The following is an 18,026-nucleotide window of genomic DNA, read 5'->3' as shown; positions in this document are numbered from 1 at the left end:
TCAGGCGGGCTATCCTCTGCCGGTCAGTCCGCCGCTTTCTGGCTGACGACGCGCCAGATCTCCGCATTGAGCGCGTCGCCGCTCACCGGCTTTACGAGATAGCCTTCGATGCCGGCGCCAAGCACGGCATCTCGGCTCGTACTCTCGGTACGCGATGTAATGCCGATGATCGGCGCCCGGTTTGCCGGTGCCGGCAGTCGTTTGACCTGCCGTGCCAGCTCCAGCCCCCTGCCGTCGCTAAGGCCGAGGTCGATGAAGATCAGGTCAAAAAGCCCGCCCCGCAGCGCCGAGGCGGCATCGACCATGTCTTCAACCAGGCGGACTGAGTGGCGATCCTGCCGTAACCGGGCGGTCAGCGATTCGGCAGCTTCCCGATCATTGCTCACCAGCAGAATGACCTGCGGCGCCACGCTTGGCAGCGGTTCTGCCGGCAGGTTCGGCAGGTCATAATCCTCTCCGCCGGTAGGCAGCGAGACCAACAGGTCAAAGCTGATGCGGGCGCCGCCTTCGGGGCGATTCTCGGCCCGGATGGACCCTCCCATCGCTGACAGCAGCCGTTTGCAGATGGAAAGGCCAAGGCCGGCGCCCCGGATATGGCGTACAGTCTGGGCACGGGCAAAAGGCTCGAACAGGGCGCCGTTCAGCAACTCCTCCGGAATGCCGGGCCCGCTGTCGAGCACTTCCCCGCACAGCACGGTAAAGGGGCCGCGGCGCGCGAGACCAAGTTGAAGGGTGACGCTGCCCTGCCCGGTAAATTTGAGTGCATTGCTCAGCAGGTTGAAAAGCACCTGCCGCAGCCGGCTCGGATCCCCGCTGACGATGTCGGGAATGGTCTCATCGAGCTCCGTATCCAGCGTGATGCCTTTTTCGCGGGCAGCGATGGCAAGCAGGCTCTCGACATCCGCAACCAGCGCTCTCAAAGAGAAGCTGGTGCGATGAATTTCGATGTACCCCGCCTCGATGGTGGAAAGATCGAGCACATCATCGAGCAGACGGCGCAAGCCCTCGCCGGACCGGCGGATGATCTCCACGAACTCGTGCTGCTCGGTGTCGAGTTCTGTGTCCAGCAGCAGTTCGCTCATGCCGATGATGCCGCTCATCGGCGTGCGGATTTCGTGGCTGATGGTTGCCAGAAATTCGGTTTTGGCAGCGCTGGCGCGTTCTGCTGCGGCTGCGGCCTCCAGCGCACGGGCACGGGCTTCTTCCAGCTGCGCGGTGCGGCGGGCAACCCGCGCTTCCAGCGTGGCATTGGTTTCGCCCAGCTTGTTCTGGCTTAGCTTCAGCTGCGCCAGTGTCCGGGAAATCCTGCCGGTCAGCCGGTCGAAGGCCCGCGCCACATCGCCAAGTTCGTCATGGGCCCGGGCGCCCGGCATGTCATCGGCCAGCTTGGTATGCTCGACCGATTCCAGATCGTCGCTTGCGGCCAGCAGATGCCGGCGCAGGTCAAACAGCCGCGTTAGCACGAGGCGCGCGAAGATGAAGAGCGCAGTGCCAGAGACGAAGAGGGAGATGAGGGCGATCAGGCTGGCGATGCGCCAGATATAGGCGTGCAGCTGGCCCGGTACGTCGCGCGCATCGAGTCGACCGACGATGACCAGCGGCAGGCCGGTATCTGCCGGCCCCCAGATCACCTCATAGGAGCCGCGCCTGGTTTCGAGGTGCGTATTGCCCGGTTGCTTCCCGGACGTATCGGGATCGAAGACGAGACTGGGTGCATCGCCAAAGGTTTCGATCCAGCGCCCCTGCAGGTCATAGATGCGGCCACCCTGGATCGGAGTTGAGCGCAGCACCGCATCGGCTCGCAGGATCACTGCCCGGGCTAGCCCATCCAGCGTCGGCCATTGCTGATGGCTCATCGGCTCGGCCAGTACGCGCACCGCGGTGATGCCGGCAAGGTTGAGCCGGTTCAGCAGTTCCTGCCGGAAACTGAAATAGGACGGGACGAGGATGGCCGTCTCAATCAGCAGGATGGCCACGAACACCGACAGGGTAAGGGTGCGCGAAATCCGGCCATTGGCCGTTGTCAGCCAAAGTCCCCGGCGATGTGTGGAAGAGGGGGGCATGGGATTTGGCGACTCTGCCGATCTGTCTTGTGGTTGTCGGTCTTGCTGTTGGCGGCTGGCCAGTGAAAAGCGACCTTGGGGGATGTTCCCGTTCCCGCGGCCGGCATTCTAGCCAGCCCGAAACAGGATACGATGATGACAATCACATGACACCCATGCAGCAGCGGGCGAGCTTCATGGGCCGAAGGGCGGAAATCAGGGATCGTTGCTAAAACAAAACGCCCCCGGCGGCTGCCGGGGGCGTTTTGTCAGTCCTTGATCGGGGCCGAATGGCCCCGAAAAACTTAGCGGGGAGCCAGAACCATGACCATCTGGCGGCCTTCCAGCTTCGGCAGCTGTTCGACCTTGGTCTGCTCTTCAAGCTGCTCGCGCACGCGCTGCAGCAGGCTGACACCCAGATCCTGGTGAGCCATTTCGCGGCCACGGAAGCGCAGGGTCACCTTGACCTTGTCGCCTTCCTCGAGGAAGCGCATCGCCGCCTTCATCTTCACGTCGTAATCGTGATCGTCGATGTTGGGACGCAGCTTGATCTCTTTGACCTCGATGACCTTCTGCTTTTTCTTGGCCTCGTTCTTCTTTTTCGCGGCCTCGAACTTGAATTTGCCGTAGTCGAGAATCTTGCAGACCGGCGGTTCGGCATTCGGGCTGATCTCAACGAGATCGAGACCGGCCTCTTCTGCGGCAATCAGGGCGTCCCTGATGCTGACGACGCCAATCATTTCGCCATCGGCGCCGACAAGGCGCACGGAACGGACATTGATTTCACGGTTGACGCGCGGGCCGTCCTTTTCACGAACGGGGGCGGGTGTAGGTCTCCTGGCTATGGAGCTGCTCCTCAGTATCGAGGGCTTCCGGACCAACGCGGCCGGGTTTCCAACAGTCAGGAAAAAAGCCGCGGTAATGGATAGGGGTTCGGACGCCCAAGGTTAAATCCGATCATCGCACCATAATGCGTTTTGTCGCGCGCCTCAATTGGCGTGCGGGCAATCTGCAAATATCTGCTGCGAGTTGGGCGAAGGTGTGGCTTTTTAGCCGCCCTTCGCCCGATTTCACATGGCCAAGCCGGTGTTTTCCGGCTTATTCGGCGGCCAGAGCCACCTGTTCGGCCCGCTGGATGGGATCGCGGGCTTCGTCGGCCAGCAGCGCGACGGCATCCGCCAGCGACTGGACCTTCTGACCCTCTTCACCCAGACGTCGCACGGCCACAGTGCGTTCCTCAACCTCGCGCTTACCGACGGCGAGGATGAAGGGCACCTTGTTGTGGCTGTGCTCGCGGACCTTGTAGTTGATCTTCTCGTTGCGGGTGTCGACTTCGACCCGAAGGCCGGCCTTGCGCAGCTGGGCTGCAACTTCATAGGCATAGTCGTCCGCGTCGGAGACGATGGTGGCGATCACCGCCTGCACCGGCGCGAGCCAGAGCGGCAGCTTGCCGGCATAATGCTCGATGAGGATGCCGGTGAAGCGCTCCAGCGAGCCGAAGAGCGCGCGGTGGAGCATCACCGGACGATGGCGTTCGCCATCCTCGCCGATGTAGTTGGCGTCGAAGCGTTCCGGCAGGTTGAGGTCAACCTGCAGGGTGCCGCACTGCCAGTCGCGGCCGATAGCGTCGCGCAGCACGAACTCCAGCTTCGGACCGTAGAAGGCGCCTTCGCCGGGGTTGAGGGTGTAGGCAAAGCCCATATCTTCAAGCGCACCCTTGAGCGCACCCTCCAGCTTGTCCCAGGTGGCGTCGGAGCCGATGCGGTTTTCCGGCCGGTCGGAGAACTTGATGCGCACGTTGGTGAAGCCGAACTGGGCATAGATGTCCATGATCAGGCGAATCACCGTTTCGCACTCTTCCTGCATCTGTTCTTCGGTGCAGTAGATGTGCGCGTCGTCCTGCGTGAACTCGCGGACACGCATCAGGCCGTGCAGGGCGCCCGAGGCCTCGTAACGGTGCACGCGGCCGAACTCGGCCATGCGCAGCGGCAGGTCGCGGTAGGATTTGAGGTCGGCCTTGTAGACGGAGACCGAGCCCGGGCAGTTCATCGGCTTGAGCGCGAAGACCCGGTCATCTTCCGTGGTCGTCGTGTACATGTTCTGCCGGTAATTGAACCAGTGGCCCGAGGTCTCCCACATCGCGCGGTCCATGACCGTCGGCGTGGAAACCTCGATGTAACCGGCCGTTTCCTGGCGGCGGCGCATGTAGTCGATCAGCTTCTGGAACAGGACCCAGCCCTTGTGGTGCCAGAAGACGGCGCCGGGGGCTTCTTCCTGGAAATGGAAGAGGTCCATTTCCTTGCCGAGCTTGCGGTGGTCGCGCTTCTCCGCCTCCTCCAGCTGGTGGAGGTGGTCCTTCAGCTCCTGCTCGGTGCGCCAGGCGGTGCCGTAGATACGCTGGAGCATGCGGTTGCGCGAATCGCCGCGCCAGTAGGCGCCGGCCACCTTCATCAGCTTGAAGGCAACGCCGATGGCCTTGGTGCCGGGGCCGTGCGGGCCGCGGCACAGGTCCATCCAGTTGCCCTGCTTGTAGATGGTGATCGTCTCGGCGGCGGGCAGATTCTCGATCAGCTCGACCTTGTACTTCTCGCCGGCAGAGCGGAAATGCTCGATGGCGTCGTCACGGCTCCACACCTCGCGGTCGAAGGCCGCGCCGCGCGCCATGATCTCGCGCATGCGCGCTTCGATCGCTTCCAGATCTTCCGGGCGGAAGGGTTCTTCGCGGTCGAAGTCGTAATAGAAGCCGTTTTCGATCGTCGGACCGATGGTGACCTTGGTGCCGGGCCAGAGTTCCTGCACGGCTTCGGCCATCACATGCGCCGTGTCATGGCGCAGCGTATCAAGGCCTTCCTCGCTATCACGGGTCAGGATGGCGACGCTCGCGCCTTCCGGCAGGGTGCGGGAGAGATCCCACAGCTCGCCATTCACGCGGATGACATAGGCGTTTTTCGCCAGCGATTTGGAAATCGAATTCGCGAGTTCGGCGCCCGTTACAGGTGCGTCGAAGCCGCGCTGGCTGCCGTCGGGCAGCTTCACGGTAAAGGCCATCTTGGATGCCTCTTTATATGCGGGATCGGCCCTACCACGGCCAGCTCCCGATTCCACCGTCTCCCGCGCAAACCAAGCGTGGCGAGGGGTGCTCGATGCCGGTGTAAGTAGTTCCACGCGCTATGGCTGTCAATTATCCGAGCCACGGAGAGGGGCTGATCGGAGCTTCATCAGCTGGAGCGGCCGGCGCATGATGCCGGTCGACACAGGAACATGGCCCACGCGAAGGGAAGGGAGCCGCCGATGGCCCGAATCACCACTGAAGCCGCCCTGCGGACGATTTATGCCGAGCCCAGGGGGCGCTCCATCGCCAAGGAGCTGGCGCAGCTTGATGCGCATTGCCAGCGCTTCATCAGACTGTCGCCCTTCTGCGTCATCTCGACCCGGCGCCCGGATGGCGGGCTCGACCTGTCCCCGCGCGGCGCACCGGGGGCAGCGGTAACGGTGGAGGATGCGGTAACGCTGCTGCTGCCGGACCGGCCGGGTAACAACCGCCTCGACACCATGCTCAACCTGCTCGCCGATCCGGAAATCGGCCTGCTGTTCATGATTCCCGGCGTGGATGAAACGCTGCGGGTGCGCGGCCGGGCGGAGCTGGATGACGATGCGGCGCTGTGCGAGCGCTTTGCCGAGGCCGGCAAGCCGGCGCGGCTTGTCATCCGCATTCATGTCAACCGGGCCTATCTGCACTGCGCCAAGGCCTTCATGCGCTCGCGCCTGTGGGATCCGGCGGCCCTGCCGGCCGAACGACCGGTGGCGACGATGGGAGAAATGCTGCGTGACCAGATCGGCGGACCGGCAACTGTCGAAAGCCAGCAGGAGATGGTCCGCCGTTATGCAGAGGAGCTTTATTGACCCTGGTCGTTAGCGGGCTGGCCCTGATCAGGCCGCCTCGCTCCGCATCAGATTGGCGCCGAGGCCTCGCATCTGGGTAAGAATGTGGTCGCTCAGGCGGCGCGTTACCTCATTACTGGCGCCGGGCGCGCGGAACAGCGCCATATCCAGCTCCGGCAGCAGCGGCAAACCGGGGGCGTGGGTAATCGCCTTGAGGTGCGCGGGAACGGTTGAGCGCAGCAGCAGCATGGTGGCGAGGCCCGCCTCGACCGCCGACTGCATGCCGTTGGCGGACTGGCTTTCATAGGCGATCTGCCAACGCACGCCGGCCTCTTCCAGCAAAGGCAGCGCCAGGGCACGGAAGATGCAGGTCGGTCTGCCAAGAGACAGTGGCACCGGCTCGCGTGACAGCACATCAGACCCCGGCGCGACCACCCAGACCAGCCTGTCCTTGAGCAGAAACTCGCCCGGCTCACGGTCGGGGATGCGGGTGGCTATGGCAAGGTCCAGCTCGTTGCGCGCCACCATGTCGATCAGCGTGACCGAGGATACGCCGTGCACCTGCACGCGCACGCGGGGGTGAGTGACCGCAAAGCTGGAGAGCACCGAGGGCAGGTAGGCGGCGGCGTAATCGTCCGGACAACCGAGGCGCACCGTGCCTTCCAGTTCCTGCTTCGTCAGGGCCTGCCAGGCCTGGTCATTGAGATCAAGAATGCGCCGGGCATAGCCCATCAGGCATTCGCCCTGGGCTGTCGGCAGCACTGACTTGCCCGACCGGTCGAGCAGGGGCTGCCCCAGCATGTCTTCAAGGCGCTTGATCTGCATGCTGACGGCCGATTGTGTGCGGCCCAGCAGGCTGGCAGCGCGCGAGAAACCACCTGTATCGGCCACGGCGGCAAAGGCGCGCAGCAGGTCCATGTCGATATTGTGCGGCATCGGGCAGCCTCCTCCGTCAGTAAGTCAGGCCATCAAGATACGTGATCACGGCTATCATGACTATTCGTTTCTCTAATCGACAGGGCGGGTGCAGTCTCCTTTCCATGGTGTTGCTCACCCCCTGGCAGCCGCGCTGGCGATCAGGGCCCTTGATGGAGGTGAACATGTCACAGGGAACGAGCGTTTGCGTGACGGCCCCCCGGATGGTGCGGGCAGCTGGTTTCAATCCGCTGCGGCGGGTCTGGCATATGTACATGGCCTGGCGCACGCGCCGGCAACTGATCGAACTTCCGGACCATCTGCTCTCCGATATCGGACTGCGCGAATGGGACCGCGAGGCGGAGATCAGCCGCCGATTCTGGGACCTGCCCAGAAGCTGGCGTTGAGCGGTATTGACCCTGCCAAGGGGCAAGTTTCTGATTTCGCTGAAAAGGGGCTCGTGCTGGGCGGCGTTGATGATGCCGTCCCGGCACGGGCCCTTATGTTTTCTGCATCTCGCCGGATGCAAAACGTCTGCTGCGGACTGCTTTATTCTCAATGACTTGCGGGTGAATCGACGGGAAATCGCAAGCCCTTGTGCTGCATTACCCATAATTCCCGATTGATGCTGGTGCCGATTTTGTTTACCAATTGTTAACTTCGTGGATGCAGGCGGGGGCTTGTCCGATCCACCGAAGGCGGGGCAACTGGCAAAATCGGGGGGCCGGCATGCGTATCGTTCGCCGGGCGGGAGCTGCGTTCAGTGCAGCCCTGGCAGCACTTGTTATTCTTCATCCTTTTACGGCGGCGGGGGCTGTCCAGTGCGGCGAAGCCTCCTGGTACAACGCCCACAAGCGCGATATGGCCTATGCCTATCCGGCAGCAGCCCATGTAGCCCTGCCGATTGGCAGCCGCGCGCTGGTCGAAAATCTCGATAACGGCCGTTCGGTCGTCGTGCGGATCAGCGATCGCGGCCCCTTTGTGCGCGGGCGCATCATCGATGTCAGCAAGCCTGCGGCGAAGGCACTGGGTTTTGAGCGCGACGGCGTGGCACCGGTCCGGGTCATTCCGCTCGATACGCGCGGTCTGTCGGTCGATCCGGTGGTCATCGCCTGCCAGTGATCTGCCGGCAGGCGGGTACCCTTACGGCTTGCGCGCCAGCATCATGTAATTGACGTCGAGATCGCGTGGTTCGATGCGGAAGCTGCCGGTCAGCTCCATCACCAGCCCGACAGTTTCGGTCGGGGTCAGGCCGGCGGTCTCGAGCGAGCGGGCAAGCTCGGACGGTTTCAGAAACTTCTTCCACTCATGGGTGCCGCGCGGCAGCCAGCGCAGGACCCATTCGGCGCCGACAATGGCAAAAAGCCAGGATTTGGGCGTGCGGTTGAGGGTCGACATCACCAGAAGTGTGCCGGGTCCAAGCAGGCTCGCCAGCGTGCCGGTAAAGAAGTCGACATCGCTGACATGCTCGACGATCTCCAGCGCCAGCACCACATCGAAGGCCGGGCGCTTGCCGGCGGCGATTTCAGCGGCCAGGGCTTCCGCGCTGGTGGCCACATACTCAATCGCGAGGCCCATTTCCCGGCCATGGGTGGCGGCAACGCCCACCGTTTGCGGATCGGCATCGATGGCAGTCACGGTGGCGCCAAGGCGGCAGAGTGGTTCGGCAACAAGCCCGCCGCCACAACCGACATCCAGAAGGCGCAGCCCCTCCAGCGGCCTTTCCGCTTCCGGATCCCGCCCGAAGGCGGCGCAGATACGGTCGCGGATATAGCGGATGCGCGCCGGGTTCAGCCGGTGGAGCGGGGCGAATTTGCCATGCGGATTCCACCATTCCGCAGCGATGGCGGAAAAGCGGGCGATTTCAGCAGGATCGACGCTGCTGCGGGCGCTGGCGGAGGTGTCGCTGATAGCCGGCACGGGGTCGCTGCTCCTTCGATATAGCCTTCCGGCGGCAGGGCACGAACCCGGAAAGGCCAATGATCTTCCTTCAAGGCAGGCGGTTACGCGCCTTGCCTGCTTTTGTCCACTGCCACCGGCATTTACGGCCCGGCGGGTGAGTGGGATCACCAAACCGTCAAGAAGCCTTTCCTCTGGCTCCGGATGCCGGTTGTCAGTGCGCCTGCGGTCCAGTATGCATGGGCCGCCCGCCTGCGGCCAGCAAGGGGGCCTCAAGCCTTAGCTTTTGTCCCGGCCGCTTGATTTCGTGCGGGTGATCATTGACGGCCCGCTGCTCGTTTGCGGCGGAGTTCCGAACTTAAGCAGGAAGCCACGCAGCTATGGCGCGCATCGTCATGAAGTTTGGCGGCACCTCGGTCGCGGACGTCGACCGCATTCGGGCCGCGGCGCAGAAGGTCAAACAGGAGTGGGAAGCCGGCCACGAAGTGGCGGTTGTCGTCTCCGCGATGGCCGGCGTCACCAACCAGCTGGTTGGTTATGTAGAGAGTATCGCGCCGCTCTATGATGCGCGCGAATATGATGTCGTTGTCGCCTCCGGCGAGCAGGTGACGTCGGGCCTGATGGCTCTGGCCTTGCAGCAGGCGGGCGTTCCCGCCCGTTCCTGGCAGGGCTGGCAGCTGCCGATCATGACCGACGATACCCACGCCAAGGCCCGCATCAACAATATCGAGTGCGCCGAAGTGCGTCGCCGCATGGCGGATACCCGCGAAGTGGCGGTGGTGCCGGGCTTCCAGGGCCTGTCCCCGGTCAACGCCCGGGTGACCACGCTCGGCCGCGGCGGCTCCGATACCTCGGCGGTGGCGCTGGCTGCCGCGCTGGAGGCTGATCGCTGCGACATCTACACTGATGTCGACGGCGTCTACACCACCGACCCGCGCATCGTCTCCAAGGCGAAGAAGGTAAGCCGCATCTCCTATGAGGAAATGCTCGAGCTCGCTTCCGTCGGCGCCAAGGTGCTGCAGACGCGCTCGGTCGAGATGGCGATGAAACACAAGGTTCGCGTGCAGGTGCTGTCGTCCTTCGACGCGGCGGTCGGCAGCGATCTTCCCGGAACCCTGGTCGTTGACGAGGACGAGATCTTGGAACAGGCACTGGTAAGCGGCATTGCCTACAGCCGCGATGAAGCGAAGGTTACCCTGCTCGGCGTGCCCGATCGTCCGGGTGTTGCAGCCTCCATCTTTGGTCCGCTAACCCGCGCGGCCATCAATGTCGATATGATCGTGCAGAACATCTCCGAAGATGGCTCGGTCACCGACATGACCTTCACCGTCTCCAAGACGGATCTCGCCCGCGCCGTGAAGGTGCTGGAAGAGGCCAAGGGCACGCTCGGTTACGAGCGCCTGGTGCAGGACACCAATGTGGTCAAGGTCTCGGTGGTGGGCGTTGGCATGCGCAGCCATGCCGGTGTTGCCCAGAGCATGTTCCAGACGCTGGCCGACAAGGGCATCAACATTCTTGTGATCTCGACCTCCGAGATCAAGGTGAGTGTGCTGATCGCGGCCGAATATGCAGAGCTCGCGGTGCGCGCGCTGCACACCACTTACGGGCTCGACGCGGCCTGACAGGATAAGGGGCGCCCCTGCCGTTCAGCAGGCGGCGCCCCCTCGCTTTTTGCCGGTCCGGCGGGTGCGGCGTCGTTACGGTGCCTAAGCTCTACCGCCCCGGCACGGCATTGTTCTATGCTGCGCGTGAGAGCCCTTCCAAAAGGGTAATCTCTGCACGCAAAAGTCGAGACAGAAACCTCGCTGACAAATGTTGGGCAACAGGGGGCATTTGCACGAAATGGCGCAGTTTTCGGTCTCGAAAGGTCTCTCGTCCCTCTGGCAGCGCGGCGCTGATTTCCTCGGCTGCGAGCTTGCGATTCTGGGCGGGGCAATGACCTGGGTGAGCGAGCGGCACCTCGTTGCCGCCCTCTCCAATGCCGGGGCCTTCGGCGTGCTGGCCTCCGGGTCGATGACGCCCGAGCTCTTGCGCGCGGAGATTGAGGGCACGCGGGCGCTGACCAGCCGGCCCTTCGGCGTCAATCTCATCACCATGCATCCGCGCCTCGACCAGCTGATCGAGGTGTGCCTCGAGCTGAAGGTCGGGCATGTCGTGCTGGCTGGCGGCCTGCCCAAGACCGCGTCGATCCGCCGCCTGAAGGAAGGCGGCGCCAAGGTCATCTGTTTTGCGCCGGCCGTGGTGCTGGCCAGGAAACTGGCCCGCGACGGCGCCGATGCGCTGGTGATCGAGGGTTCCGAGGCTGGCGGCCATATCGGCCCGGTTTCCACGGCGGTCCTCGCGCAGGAGATCCTGCCGGTCATGCGCGACGTGCCGGTGTTCGTGGCCGGCGGCATCGGCCGCGGCGAAGCCATCATCTCCTATCTCGAGATGGGCGCGGCCGGCGTGCAGCTTGGCACCCGCTTCGTCTGTGCCAGCGAATGCATCGCGCATGAGAACTTCAAGCGCGCTTTCATCCGTGCCGCTGCGCGTGACGCCATGCCTACCTCGCAGATCGACCCGCGTTTCCCGGTTATCCCGGTGCGCGCCCTTGCCAATGACGGCACGCGCCTGTTCATGGAAAAACAGCGTGAGGTCATCGGCCGCTTCGATCGAGGGGAGCTGAGCCAGAGCGAGGCGCAACTGGAGATCGAGCATTTCTGGGCCGGCGCCTTGCGCCGTGCCGTGGTGGATGGCGATGTGGAAACCGGCTCACTGATGGCGGGCCAGAGCGTCGGCATGGTCACCCGCGAGCAGCCGGTCACCGAAATCCTGACCGAACTGGTGGAACAGGCGAATGCGGCGCTTTCGGGCCGTGACGGGCGGGCGGCTTGACGGCCCCGGCGGAAGACGCCTTCTCCGCCTCCCGGCGGCTTCTCTCGCGCCTGCGCGATGTTATGGCCGCCGGAGGGACGGCACAGGCACGTCTCGACAAGATCGTGCAGCTTATCGCCGCCGAGATGGTGGCCGATGTGTGCTCGGTCTATGTGATGCGCGCCGGCGAGGTGCTGGAGCTCTTCGCCACCGTCGGTCTTAACCCACAGGCTGTGCACGTCACCCGCATGTCGGTGAATGAAGGCCTTGTTGGCCTTGTTGCCGCCGATCAGGCACCGGTGCGGCTTTCCAACGCGCGCAACCATCCCCGGTTCGCCTACCGCCCGGAAACCGGCGAAGATCCGTTCCAGAGTTTTGCCGGTGTGCCCATCCTGCGCGGCGGGCGCGTGCGCGGCGTGCTGGTTATCCAGCACAAGGACCGGCGCGACTATACCGAGCTTGATACCGAGACTCTGCAGACCATCGCCATGGTGGTGGCCGAGCTGATCGCCGCCGGCGAGCTGGTCAGCCAGGGCGAGATCGGCGCCGGGCCGGGCGATGGCGACATGCGCCCCTCCCGCCTTGCCGGCGTCACGATGAACGAGGGCATCGGCATTGGCCTTGCCGTGCTGCACCAGCCGCAGATCACCGTGCGCGAGATGGTGGCCGAGGATCCGCAGGTCGAGATCCAGCGCGTCAACGATGCGCTCAGCACCATGCATCTGGCGCTCGACGAGCTGGAGCGGCTGACGGCCGACCAGGGCGACGGCGAGCATCTCGACATTCTCGAGACCTACCGCATGCTGGCCGCCGACCGCGGCTGGACCCGGCGCATTCACGAAGCCATCCTGGGTGGCTTGTCCGCCGAAGCGGCGATCCAGAAGGTACAGACCGACACCCGCCTGCGCATCGCGCAGATGACGGACCCTTATATTCGCGAACGCATGCTCGATTTCGAGGATGTGGCGCAGCGCCTGCTTTATCACCTGCAGGGCCGCCGCTCGGAAGCCGCGGACGGCACGTTGCCGGACGATGTCATTCTGGTTGCCCGCTCGATGGGCCCGGCCGAGCTTCTGGATTATGACCGCAGCCGCCTGCGCGGTCTTATCCTTGAGGAAGGCTCGCCCACCAGCCACGTCGCCATCATTGCCCGCGCGCTGGGTATCCCCGTCATCGGCCGCTGCGAGGATGCGCTCTCGCGCATCGATCCGCTTGATCCGCTGATCGTCGATGGCGATCACGCGCAGGTCTATGTGCGTCCTGGAGACGAGGTGGAAAGCGGCTACCGCAAGACGCTGCGGTTCCGTGCCGAGGAGCGCAAGAACTACGCGGCCATGGCCAGTCTGCCGGCCATCAGCAAGGACGGCGTGCGCGCCACCATCCTGCTCAATGCCGGCATGCTGATCGACCTTGCCGCCCTGGAGGAGACCGGTGCGGCTGGCGTCGGCCTCTATCGCACCGAAATCCCCTTCATGGTGCGCTCGCAGTATCCGGCCGTCAGTGCGCAGACCGAGCTTTACGGCAAGGTGTTCGATCAGGCTGCCGGCCGGCCGGTGACCTTCCGGACGTTGGATGTCGGCGGCGACAAGAAGCTGCCCTACTTCCCCGAAGACAATGCCGAGAACCCGGCACTGGGCTGGCGGGCGATCCGCATGGGGCTCGACCGCCCGGCGATGCTGCGCAAGCAGCTGCGCGCCCTGCTGGCCGCCGCCAGCGAGCGGCGGGCACCGCTGCGCATCATGTTCCCCATGATTACCGAGGCGTCGGAGTTCTTCGCCGCCCGAGCGCTGCTGGACCGGGAAATTGCCCGCCGGCTTGCCGACGGCGGCGCCGTGCCGTCCGACATCAAGGTCGGCATGATGCTGGAGGTGCCGTCGATCATCTGGCAGTTGCCGATGCTGGCAGGCGTACCGGGCGGTGCCGATTTCATTTCCATCGGCACCAACGATCTCATGCAGTTCCTCTATGCCAGCGACCGGGGCGACCAGCGCCTTGCCAACCGTTACGATCCGCTATCCACCGCCATGCTGCTGGCGCTGAAGGATGTGGTGGAGAAGTGCGAGGCGGCGGGCGTGCCGGTGACGGTGTGCGGCGAGATGGGCGGACGGCCGCTTGATGCCATGGTGCTGCTGGCGCTGGGCGTGCGGATGCTGTCGATGCCGCCGCAGGCGGTTGCCCGCATCAAGATGATGGTGCGTTCGCTGGATGTCGGCCAGGTACGGGCGCTGATGGGTGAGTTGATGCGCCATCCGCATCATTCGCTCCGGGAGCGTCTGCGCCTGTATGCTCTTGAGAATGGCATAAAGATTTAAAGAACAACTGCGACAATTTTATCTTTTTTTTGAATATTGGACCCTGCCTTCTCCTGTTATGAGCGGGCGGGTCCAGTAAAGCAGGACTTCCTGCGTTTCGGAATCATTCTCCTGTAGCCTCAAATCGGCTTTGAAAAGCCTTCAGCAAGCGTATAAATTGCGCGCTGGGGATTTTCGACGCAGTTCCATGAGTTTTCCTGCCACTTTGTGCAGGCAGCCGGGGGGCGTCTTGCTGCAAAGGTACGAAGTCGGCGCAATGGTCAAGATAAGCAAATCCGGTCGGCACGGTGATGATCTGGCGAGCGCAGGTCCGACGGTCGAGCAGGCCCGTACCGAGGTGGGGCGCATTCTGCGGGAAGCCCGGCAGGCCCAGCGCATGGAACTGGTCGAGGCCGCGCAGCATCTGTGCATCCGCCGGGTTCACCTTGAAGCGCTGGAAAATGGCGATTTCTCGCAGTTGCCGTCCGGCCCCTACATTGTTGGTTTCGTGCGTTCCTATGGCGATCTGCTCGGCCTCGATGGCGCCGAGCTTGCCGAACGGTGCCGCCGAGAGGCCGGCCCGGCCCCGCGCCAGCAGCGCCTGACCTTTCCCGAACCGCAGCCGGAGGGCCGCACGCCTGCCGGTGCCGTGCTGCTGGTTGCCGGTATCATCGGTCTCGTCGTTTACGGCGGCTGGTACTGGTTCTCCTCGCGGGGTGGCAGCCTCAAGGAACTGACCCATATTGCCCTGCCGGGCCAGAGCAGCGATGCCGGCGACAGCGCGTCGCGCGCGCTGGCAACCGCAACCGGAAACCAGCCCTCTGTGCCGCAACCGGCGACCGGATCGACCTCGAGCGCCACCGCCGGGTCCTCCATGGTGGCAACCTCATCCACCGCGCCGGCAACAACACCGGTAACCACGCTTTCCACCCCGCCGGTGGAAGATGCTCCTGCCGTGGCCGAGGCGGGAGAGAGCGACGACAGCGATATCCCGCCGCCGCCCGATACCATGGATAACGCCGCCCCGAGCGCTACTGCCGAGCCGGCAGCACCGGCAGCGCCGTCTGCGGCCACGAGTGCACCGTCCGCTTCCAGCAGCGTTGCGACGGTGACTGCCAGTGCCTTGCCGGCTCCGGCGGCTCCCGCAGCATCTGCACCCACCCCGCCGGCGGCCGTGACCCCGGCGCCTGCCCCGGCTATTCCTGCCGTGCCGGCTGCAGATTCCGCGGCAAGCCATGTCTATGGCCAGGAAAGCGGCTCCAGCCGTGTGCAGATCCGGGCTCTTCAGGAAAGCTGGGTGCAGGTGCGCGATGCTACCGGCAATCTGCTGATCACCCGCGTCCTGCGCGTGGGCGATGTCTATCGCGCGCCGGACGAGCCGGGCCTCACCATGGTGACCGGCAATGCCGGTGGCCTGGAAGTGACCGTCGATGGCAACAAGGTTGCGGCCCTCGGTGAAACCGGGCAGGTGCTGCGCGGTGTCTCGCTGGACGCCGACAAGCTGAAGGCTGCGCGCTGAGCCTCGTCCCCCGCACGCCGGCCTTGTGATCCCTGCCTTGGACGGGAGGCCGGCAAGGCGCTATAACCCGGCTTGAGAAAAGGCGTCGCTGCCTGTCAGCCGCCGTTACAGGAATGCGGGCCCGTAAGTCGGGCCGCCTCGAGGGTCTCCATGAGCGTACGTCCCTACCGCGAAATTCACCGCCGCACCTCGCGGCAGATCCGCGTCGGCAAGGTGCTCGTCGGCGGCGATGCGCCGATTTCGGTGCAGTCCATGACCAATACGCTGACCACCGACGTGGCGGCCACGGTGGCGCAGATCAGGGCGCTGGAAGAGGCTGGCGCCGACATCGTGCGGGTTTCCTGCCCCGATGAGGAATCGACGGCCGCGCTCAAGGACATTGTCCGGCAGGTGGAAGTGCCGATCGTCGCGGACATCCACTTCCACTACAAGCGCGCCATCGAGGCTGCGGAAGCCGGCGCGGCCTGCCTGCGCATCAATCCCGGCAATATCGGCAATCAGGCGCGTGTGCGCGAAGTGGTCAAGGCCGCCAAGGACCATGGCTGTTCCATCCGCATCGGCGTCAATGCCGGCTCGCTGGAGCGCCATCTCCTGGAGAAATATGGCGAGCCATGCCCGGAAGCGATGGTCGAATCCGCTCTCGACCACATCCGCGTGCTGGAGAATGAGGACTTCCACGAGATCAAGATCTCGGCCAAGGCTTCCGACGTCTTCCTTGCCGTGGCAGCCTATAACGGTATCGCCGAGGCCTGTGATTATCCGCTCCATATCGGCATCACCGAAGCGGGCGGTCTGCGCGCAGGTACCGTCAAGTCCTCTATCGGTCTCGGTATGCTGCTCTGGTCGGGCATTGGCGATACGCTGCGCGTTTCGCTGAGCGCCGATCCGGTGGAAGAGGTGCGTGTGGGCTTCGACATGCTGAAGTCCCTTGGCCTGCGCCGCCGCGGCGTGACGGTAATTTCCTGCCCGTCCTGTGCGCGTCAGCGCTTCCAGGTGATCGACACCGTCGCGCGGCTGGAAGAGCGCATCGCGCACATCACCACGCCGATGACGGTCTCGGTGATCGGCTGCGTCGTCAACGGTCCGGGCGAAGCGCGGGAGACCGATATCGGCCTCACCGGCGGTGGACGCCACCAGATTTACATGGCTGGTCTGCCGACCCATCTACTGGCCGAGGGCGTCGACATGGTTGACCATCTGGCCGACCTCATCGAGCGCAAGGCCGAAGAAATCGAGGCGGAGAAGCGCCGCGCTGAAGAGGCCGCCTCCAACGCTGCCGAGTAAGACGGCATGGCGAGCGGCGATGACGAGCTCTGGCGCACTTCCGACCGCCGCGCACGGGCGGAGCAGCGGGCCGGCGATCGCCGCCAGGAGGAGCGTGAGCAGGAGGTGATTGCCGTCATGGCGGGGGCCATCAAGGCGGCGGATACCTCCATCATCAATGAGGACTACCTCAAGCAGGCCCGTGCTGCGCTGGTTGCCGTGCGCGAGGCCGGCTGGGACGTGGTGCCGGAAGACCTGCCCGATGCCGCCGTGGCCGCCGTTATCCTCGAGATGCCCTATGGGCCGGCGCTCAATGTGGTGACCTATCTCGACAAGATGTGGGAGGCGATGCGCGGCACGGTGCGGCGTCTCTGGGGTCGTGCCGATATGTCGAAGGGCGTGCGTTTCCCCACCGATAACGCCAAGCCCGGCGATTTCTGACCGATATCGCCCGCGTCCTATTCGTTTGCCGTGATCTTGCGCTGGCAACGGATTTCATGGCGTGCAAGCCAGATGGCGGATCCGGCGATGATTGCGCCGCCTGCCCAGATCCAGCCGTCCGTCACCTCGCCAAAAGCCATATAGCCAACGGCCGCGCTGATCGGCAGGCGCAGATAATCGATGGGCGTAATGGCGGAGGCATCGGCGAGGCTGAGAGCCCGATACCAGCTGAAATGTCCCGCGACAGCCAGTGCGCCGAGCGCCATTGCCGCCAGCAGGAACGGCGGCGATGGCCAGCGCCAGACCGGCAGGGCGAAGGGCAGGCAGAAGAGGGTGAAGAAGAAAGCCATGAAAGCCACCATTTCCATCGGCGGCCGGCTGCGGGAGAGACGCTTGATGACGAGGGCGGCGAGGGAGGTGAAAAGTGCGCCGGCAAGCGCCAGCAGCGTTCCCGGCTCGATCACCTGCAAGCCAGGCCGAAGGACGACGAGCACGCCAAGAAATCCCGCGATGGCCGCGCCCCAGCGCTGAACCCCCACCCGCTCTCGCAGAACGACGGCGGCGCCAAGGGCAACGAAAAGCGGTGTGGTGAATTGCAGCGCGGTGGCCGTCGTCAGCTGGGTAAGGGCGAGGGCGGAAAAATTGCACAGCATGGCGATGACGCCAAAACCGGCGCGCAGCGCATAGCCCTTCCACAAGGCCGGGGTAAAGTCCCGCCAGCCGCCGCGCAGCAGCAGTGGCGCGGTAATCAGCAGCGCAAAGAAGCTGCGCAGGAAGGCCAGCTGGAACGGGTGGATGCCGGCTGTGGCGTAATGCACCAGCGCGCCGAACAGGCTCATCAGCCCGCAGGACAGCAGCATCCACAGCGCACCGCGTGACAGGGAAGAGGAGGCTGTGCCTGCGCTGTCCACGCTCATCGAT

16 protein-coding genes are annotated in these 18,026 nt (G+C 64.5%); 10 read left to right on the top strand and 6 right to left on the bottom strand.

The annotated features are described in order from the left end of the window. Positions 1 to 23 precede the first annotated feature (23 nt). The 3 genes from QTL98_RS00390 to thrS all read right to left on the bottom strand — a co-directional run bounded on the left by QTL98_RS00390 (position 24) and on the right by thrS (position 5,090). Positions 24 to 2,063: an ATP-binding protein gene (locus QTL98_RS00390; protein WP_445680259.1), complete on the bottom strand. Its 2,040-nt coding sequence runs from the start codon at positions 2,061 to 2,063 to the stop codon at positions 24 to 26. Positions 2,064 to 2,347: 284 nt separating this feature from the next. Beyond that, on the bottom strand, positions 2,348 to 2,887 hold the full coding sequence (infC, locus tag QTL98_RS00385) for a translation initiation factor IF-3 (RefSeq protein ID WP_445682202.1): 540 nt from the start codon (positions 2,885 to 2,887) through the stop codon (positions 2,348 to 2,350). A gap of 253 nt (positions 2,888 to 3,140) precedes the next feature. Further along, the gene (gene thrS, locus QTL98_RS00380) at positions 3,141 to 5,090 is read right to left on the bottom strand and encodes a threonine--tRNA ligase (protein WP_445680258.1); all 1,950 of its coding nucleotides are present in this window, start codon (positions 5,088 to 5,090) and stop codon (positions 3,141 to 3,143) included. Between the two features lie 243 nt (positions 5,091 to 5,333). Between thrS and QTL98_RS00375 the strand changes: the two genes are divergently transcribed. After that, complete coding sequence (locus QTL98_RS00375; protein ID WP_445680257.1) at positions 5,334 to 5,945, top strand: MSMEG_1061 family FMN-dependent PPOX-type flavoprotein; 612 nt, start codon at positions 5,334 to 5,336, stop codon at positions 5,943 to 5,945. Between the two features lie 27 nt (positions 5,946 to 5,972). Here the strand turns inward: QTL98_RS00375 and QTL98_RS00370 are convergent, their stop codons facing one another. Continuing rightward, positions 5,973 to 6,860 (bottom strand): LysR substrate-binding domain-containing protein, encoded by an 888-nt coding sequence (locus tag QTL98_RS00370; protein WP_445680256.1) that lies wholly within the window; start codon positions 6,858 to 6,860, stop codon positions 5,973 to 5,975. A gap of 164 nt (positions 6,861 to 7,024) precedes the next feature. On the opposite strand from QTL98_RS00370, the gene QTL98_RS00365 reads away from it, so the two are divergent. The 3 genes from QTL98_RS00365 to QTL98_RS00355 all read left to right on the top strand — a co-directional run bounded on the left by QTL98_RS00365 (position 7,025) and on the right by QTL98_RS00355 (position 7,961). Further along, entirely contained in the window at positions 7,025 to 7,246 is a 222-nt protein-coding gene (locus QTL98_RS00365) for a DUF1127 domain-containing protein (protein ID WP_445680255.1), read from the top strand. Further along, positions 7,243 to 7,401, top strand: coding sequence for a hypothetical protein (locus QTL98_RS00360; protein WP_445680254.1), 159 nt, complete (start codon positions 7,243 to 7,245; stop codon positions 7,399 to 7,401). The genes QTL98_RS00365 and QTL98_RS00360 overlap by 4 nt, the downstream gene beginning before the upstream one ends. Before the next feature lie 167 nt (positions 7,402 to 7,568). After that, a complete protein-coding gene (locus QTL98_RS00355) occupies positions 7,569 to 7,961 on the top strand; it encodes a septal ring lytic transglycosylase RlpA family protein (RefSeq protein WP_445680253.1) in 393 nt (130 codons plus the stop codon). 21 nt (positions 7,962 to 7,982) lie between these two features. Here QTL98_RS00355 and ubiG read toward each other — a convergent pair whose 3' ends face one another. After that, positions 7,983 to 8,759, bottom strand: a complete 777-nt coding sequence (gene ubiG, locus QTL98_RS00350) for a bifunctional 2-polyprenyl-6-hydroxyphenol methylase/3-demethylubiquinol 3-O-methyltransferase UbiG (protein ID WP_510637510.1) — start codon at positions 8,757 to 8,759, stop codon at positions 7,983 to 7,985. 359 nt (positions 8,760 to 9,118) lie between these two features. Here ubiG and QTL98_RS00345 point away from each other — a divergent pair, with 359 nt between their 5' ends. The 6 genes from QTL98_RS00345 (at position 9,119) to QTL98_RS00320 (ending at position 17,105) form a co-directional block, all read left to right on the top strand. Further along, entirely contained in the window at positions 9,119 to 10,360 is a 1,242-nt protein-coding gene (locus QTL98_RS00345; RefSeq protein WP_445680252.1) for an aspartate kinase, read from the top strand. 220 nt (positions 10,361 to 10,580) lie between these two features. Then, the gene (locus QTL98_RS00340) at positions 10,581 to 11,612 is read left to right on the top strand and encodes an NAD(P)H-dependent flavin oxidoreductase (protein ID WP_445680251.1); all 1,032 of its coding nucleotides are present in this window, start codon (positions 10,581 to 10,583) and stop codon (positions 11,610 to 11,612) included. Beyond that, positions 11,609 to 13,903 carry a phosphoenolpyruvate--protein phosphotransferase gene (gene ptsP / locus QTL98_RS00335; RefSeq protein ID WP_510637509.1) on the top strand — a complete coding sequence of 765 codons (2,295 nt, stop codon included), beginning with the start codon at positions 11,609 to 11,611 and terminating at the stop codon, positions 13,901 to 13,903. Before QTL98_RS00340 ends, ptsP begins: the two co-directional genes overlap by 4 nt. A gap of 256 nt (positions 13,904 to 14,159) precedes the next feature. After that, entirely contained in the window at positions 14,160 to 15,401 is a 1,242-nt protein-coding gene (locus QTL98_RS00330) for a helix-turn-helix domain-containing protein (RefSeq protein WP_445680250.1), read from the top strand. A 150-nt stretch (positions 15,402 to 15,551) separates the two neighbouring features. Continuing rightward, positions 15,552 to 16,685: a flavodoxin-dependent (E)-4-hydroxy-3-methylbut-2-enyl-diphosphate synthase gene (ispG, locus tag QTL98_RS00325; protein WP_445680249.1), complete on the top strand. Its 1,134-nt coding sequence runs from the start codon at positions 15,552 to 15,554 to the stop codon at positions 16,683 to 16,685. A gap of 6 nt (positions 16,686 to 16,691) precedes the next feature. Beyond that, positions 16,692 to 17,105 carry a hypothetical protein gene (locus QTL98_RS00320; RefSeq protein ID WP_445680248.1) on the top strand — a complete coding sequence of 138 codons (414 nt, stop codon included), beginning with the start codon at positions 16,692 to 16,694 and terminating at the stop codon, positions 17,103 to 17,105. A gap of 17 nt (positions 17,106 to 17,122) precedes the next feature. On the opposite strand, the gene QTL98_RS00315 is transcribed toward QTL98_RS00320, so the two are convergent. After that, a complete protein-coding gene (locus QTL98_RS00315; protein WP_445680247.1) occupies positions 17,123 to 18,022 on the bottom strand; it encodes a DMT family transporter in 900 nt (299 codons plus the stop codon). Positions 18,023 to 18,026 lie beyond the last annotated feature (4 nt).

This window comes from Radicibacter daui (assembly GCA_030657355.1).
Lineage (GTDB): Bacteria > Pseudomonadota > Alphaproteobacteria > Radicibacterales > Radicibacteraceae > Radicibacter > Radicibacter daui.
This window is presented reverse-complemented; position numbering and strand designations above follow the sequence as displayed.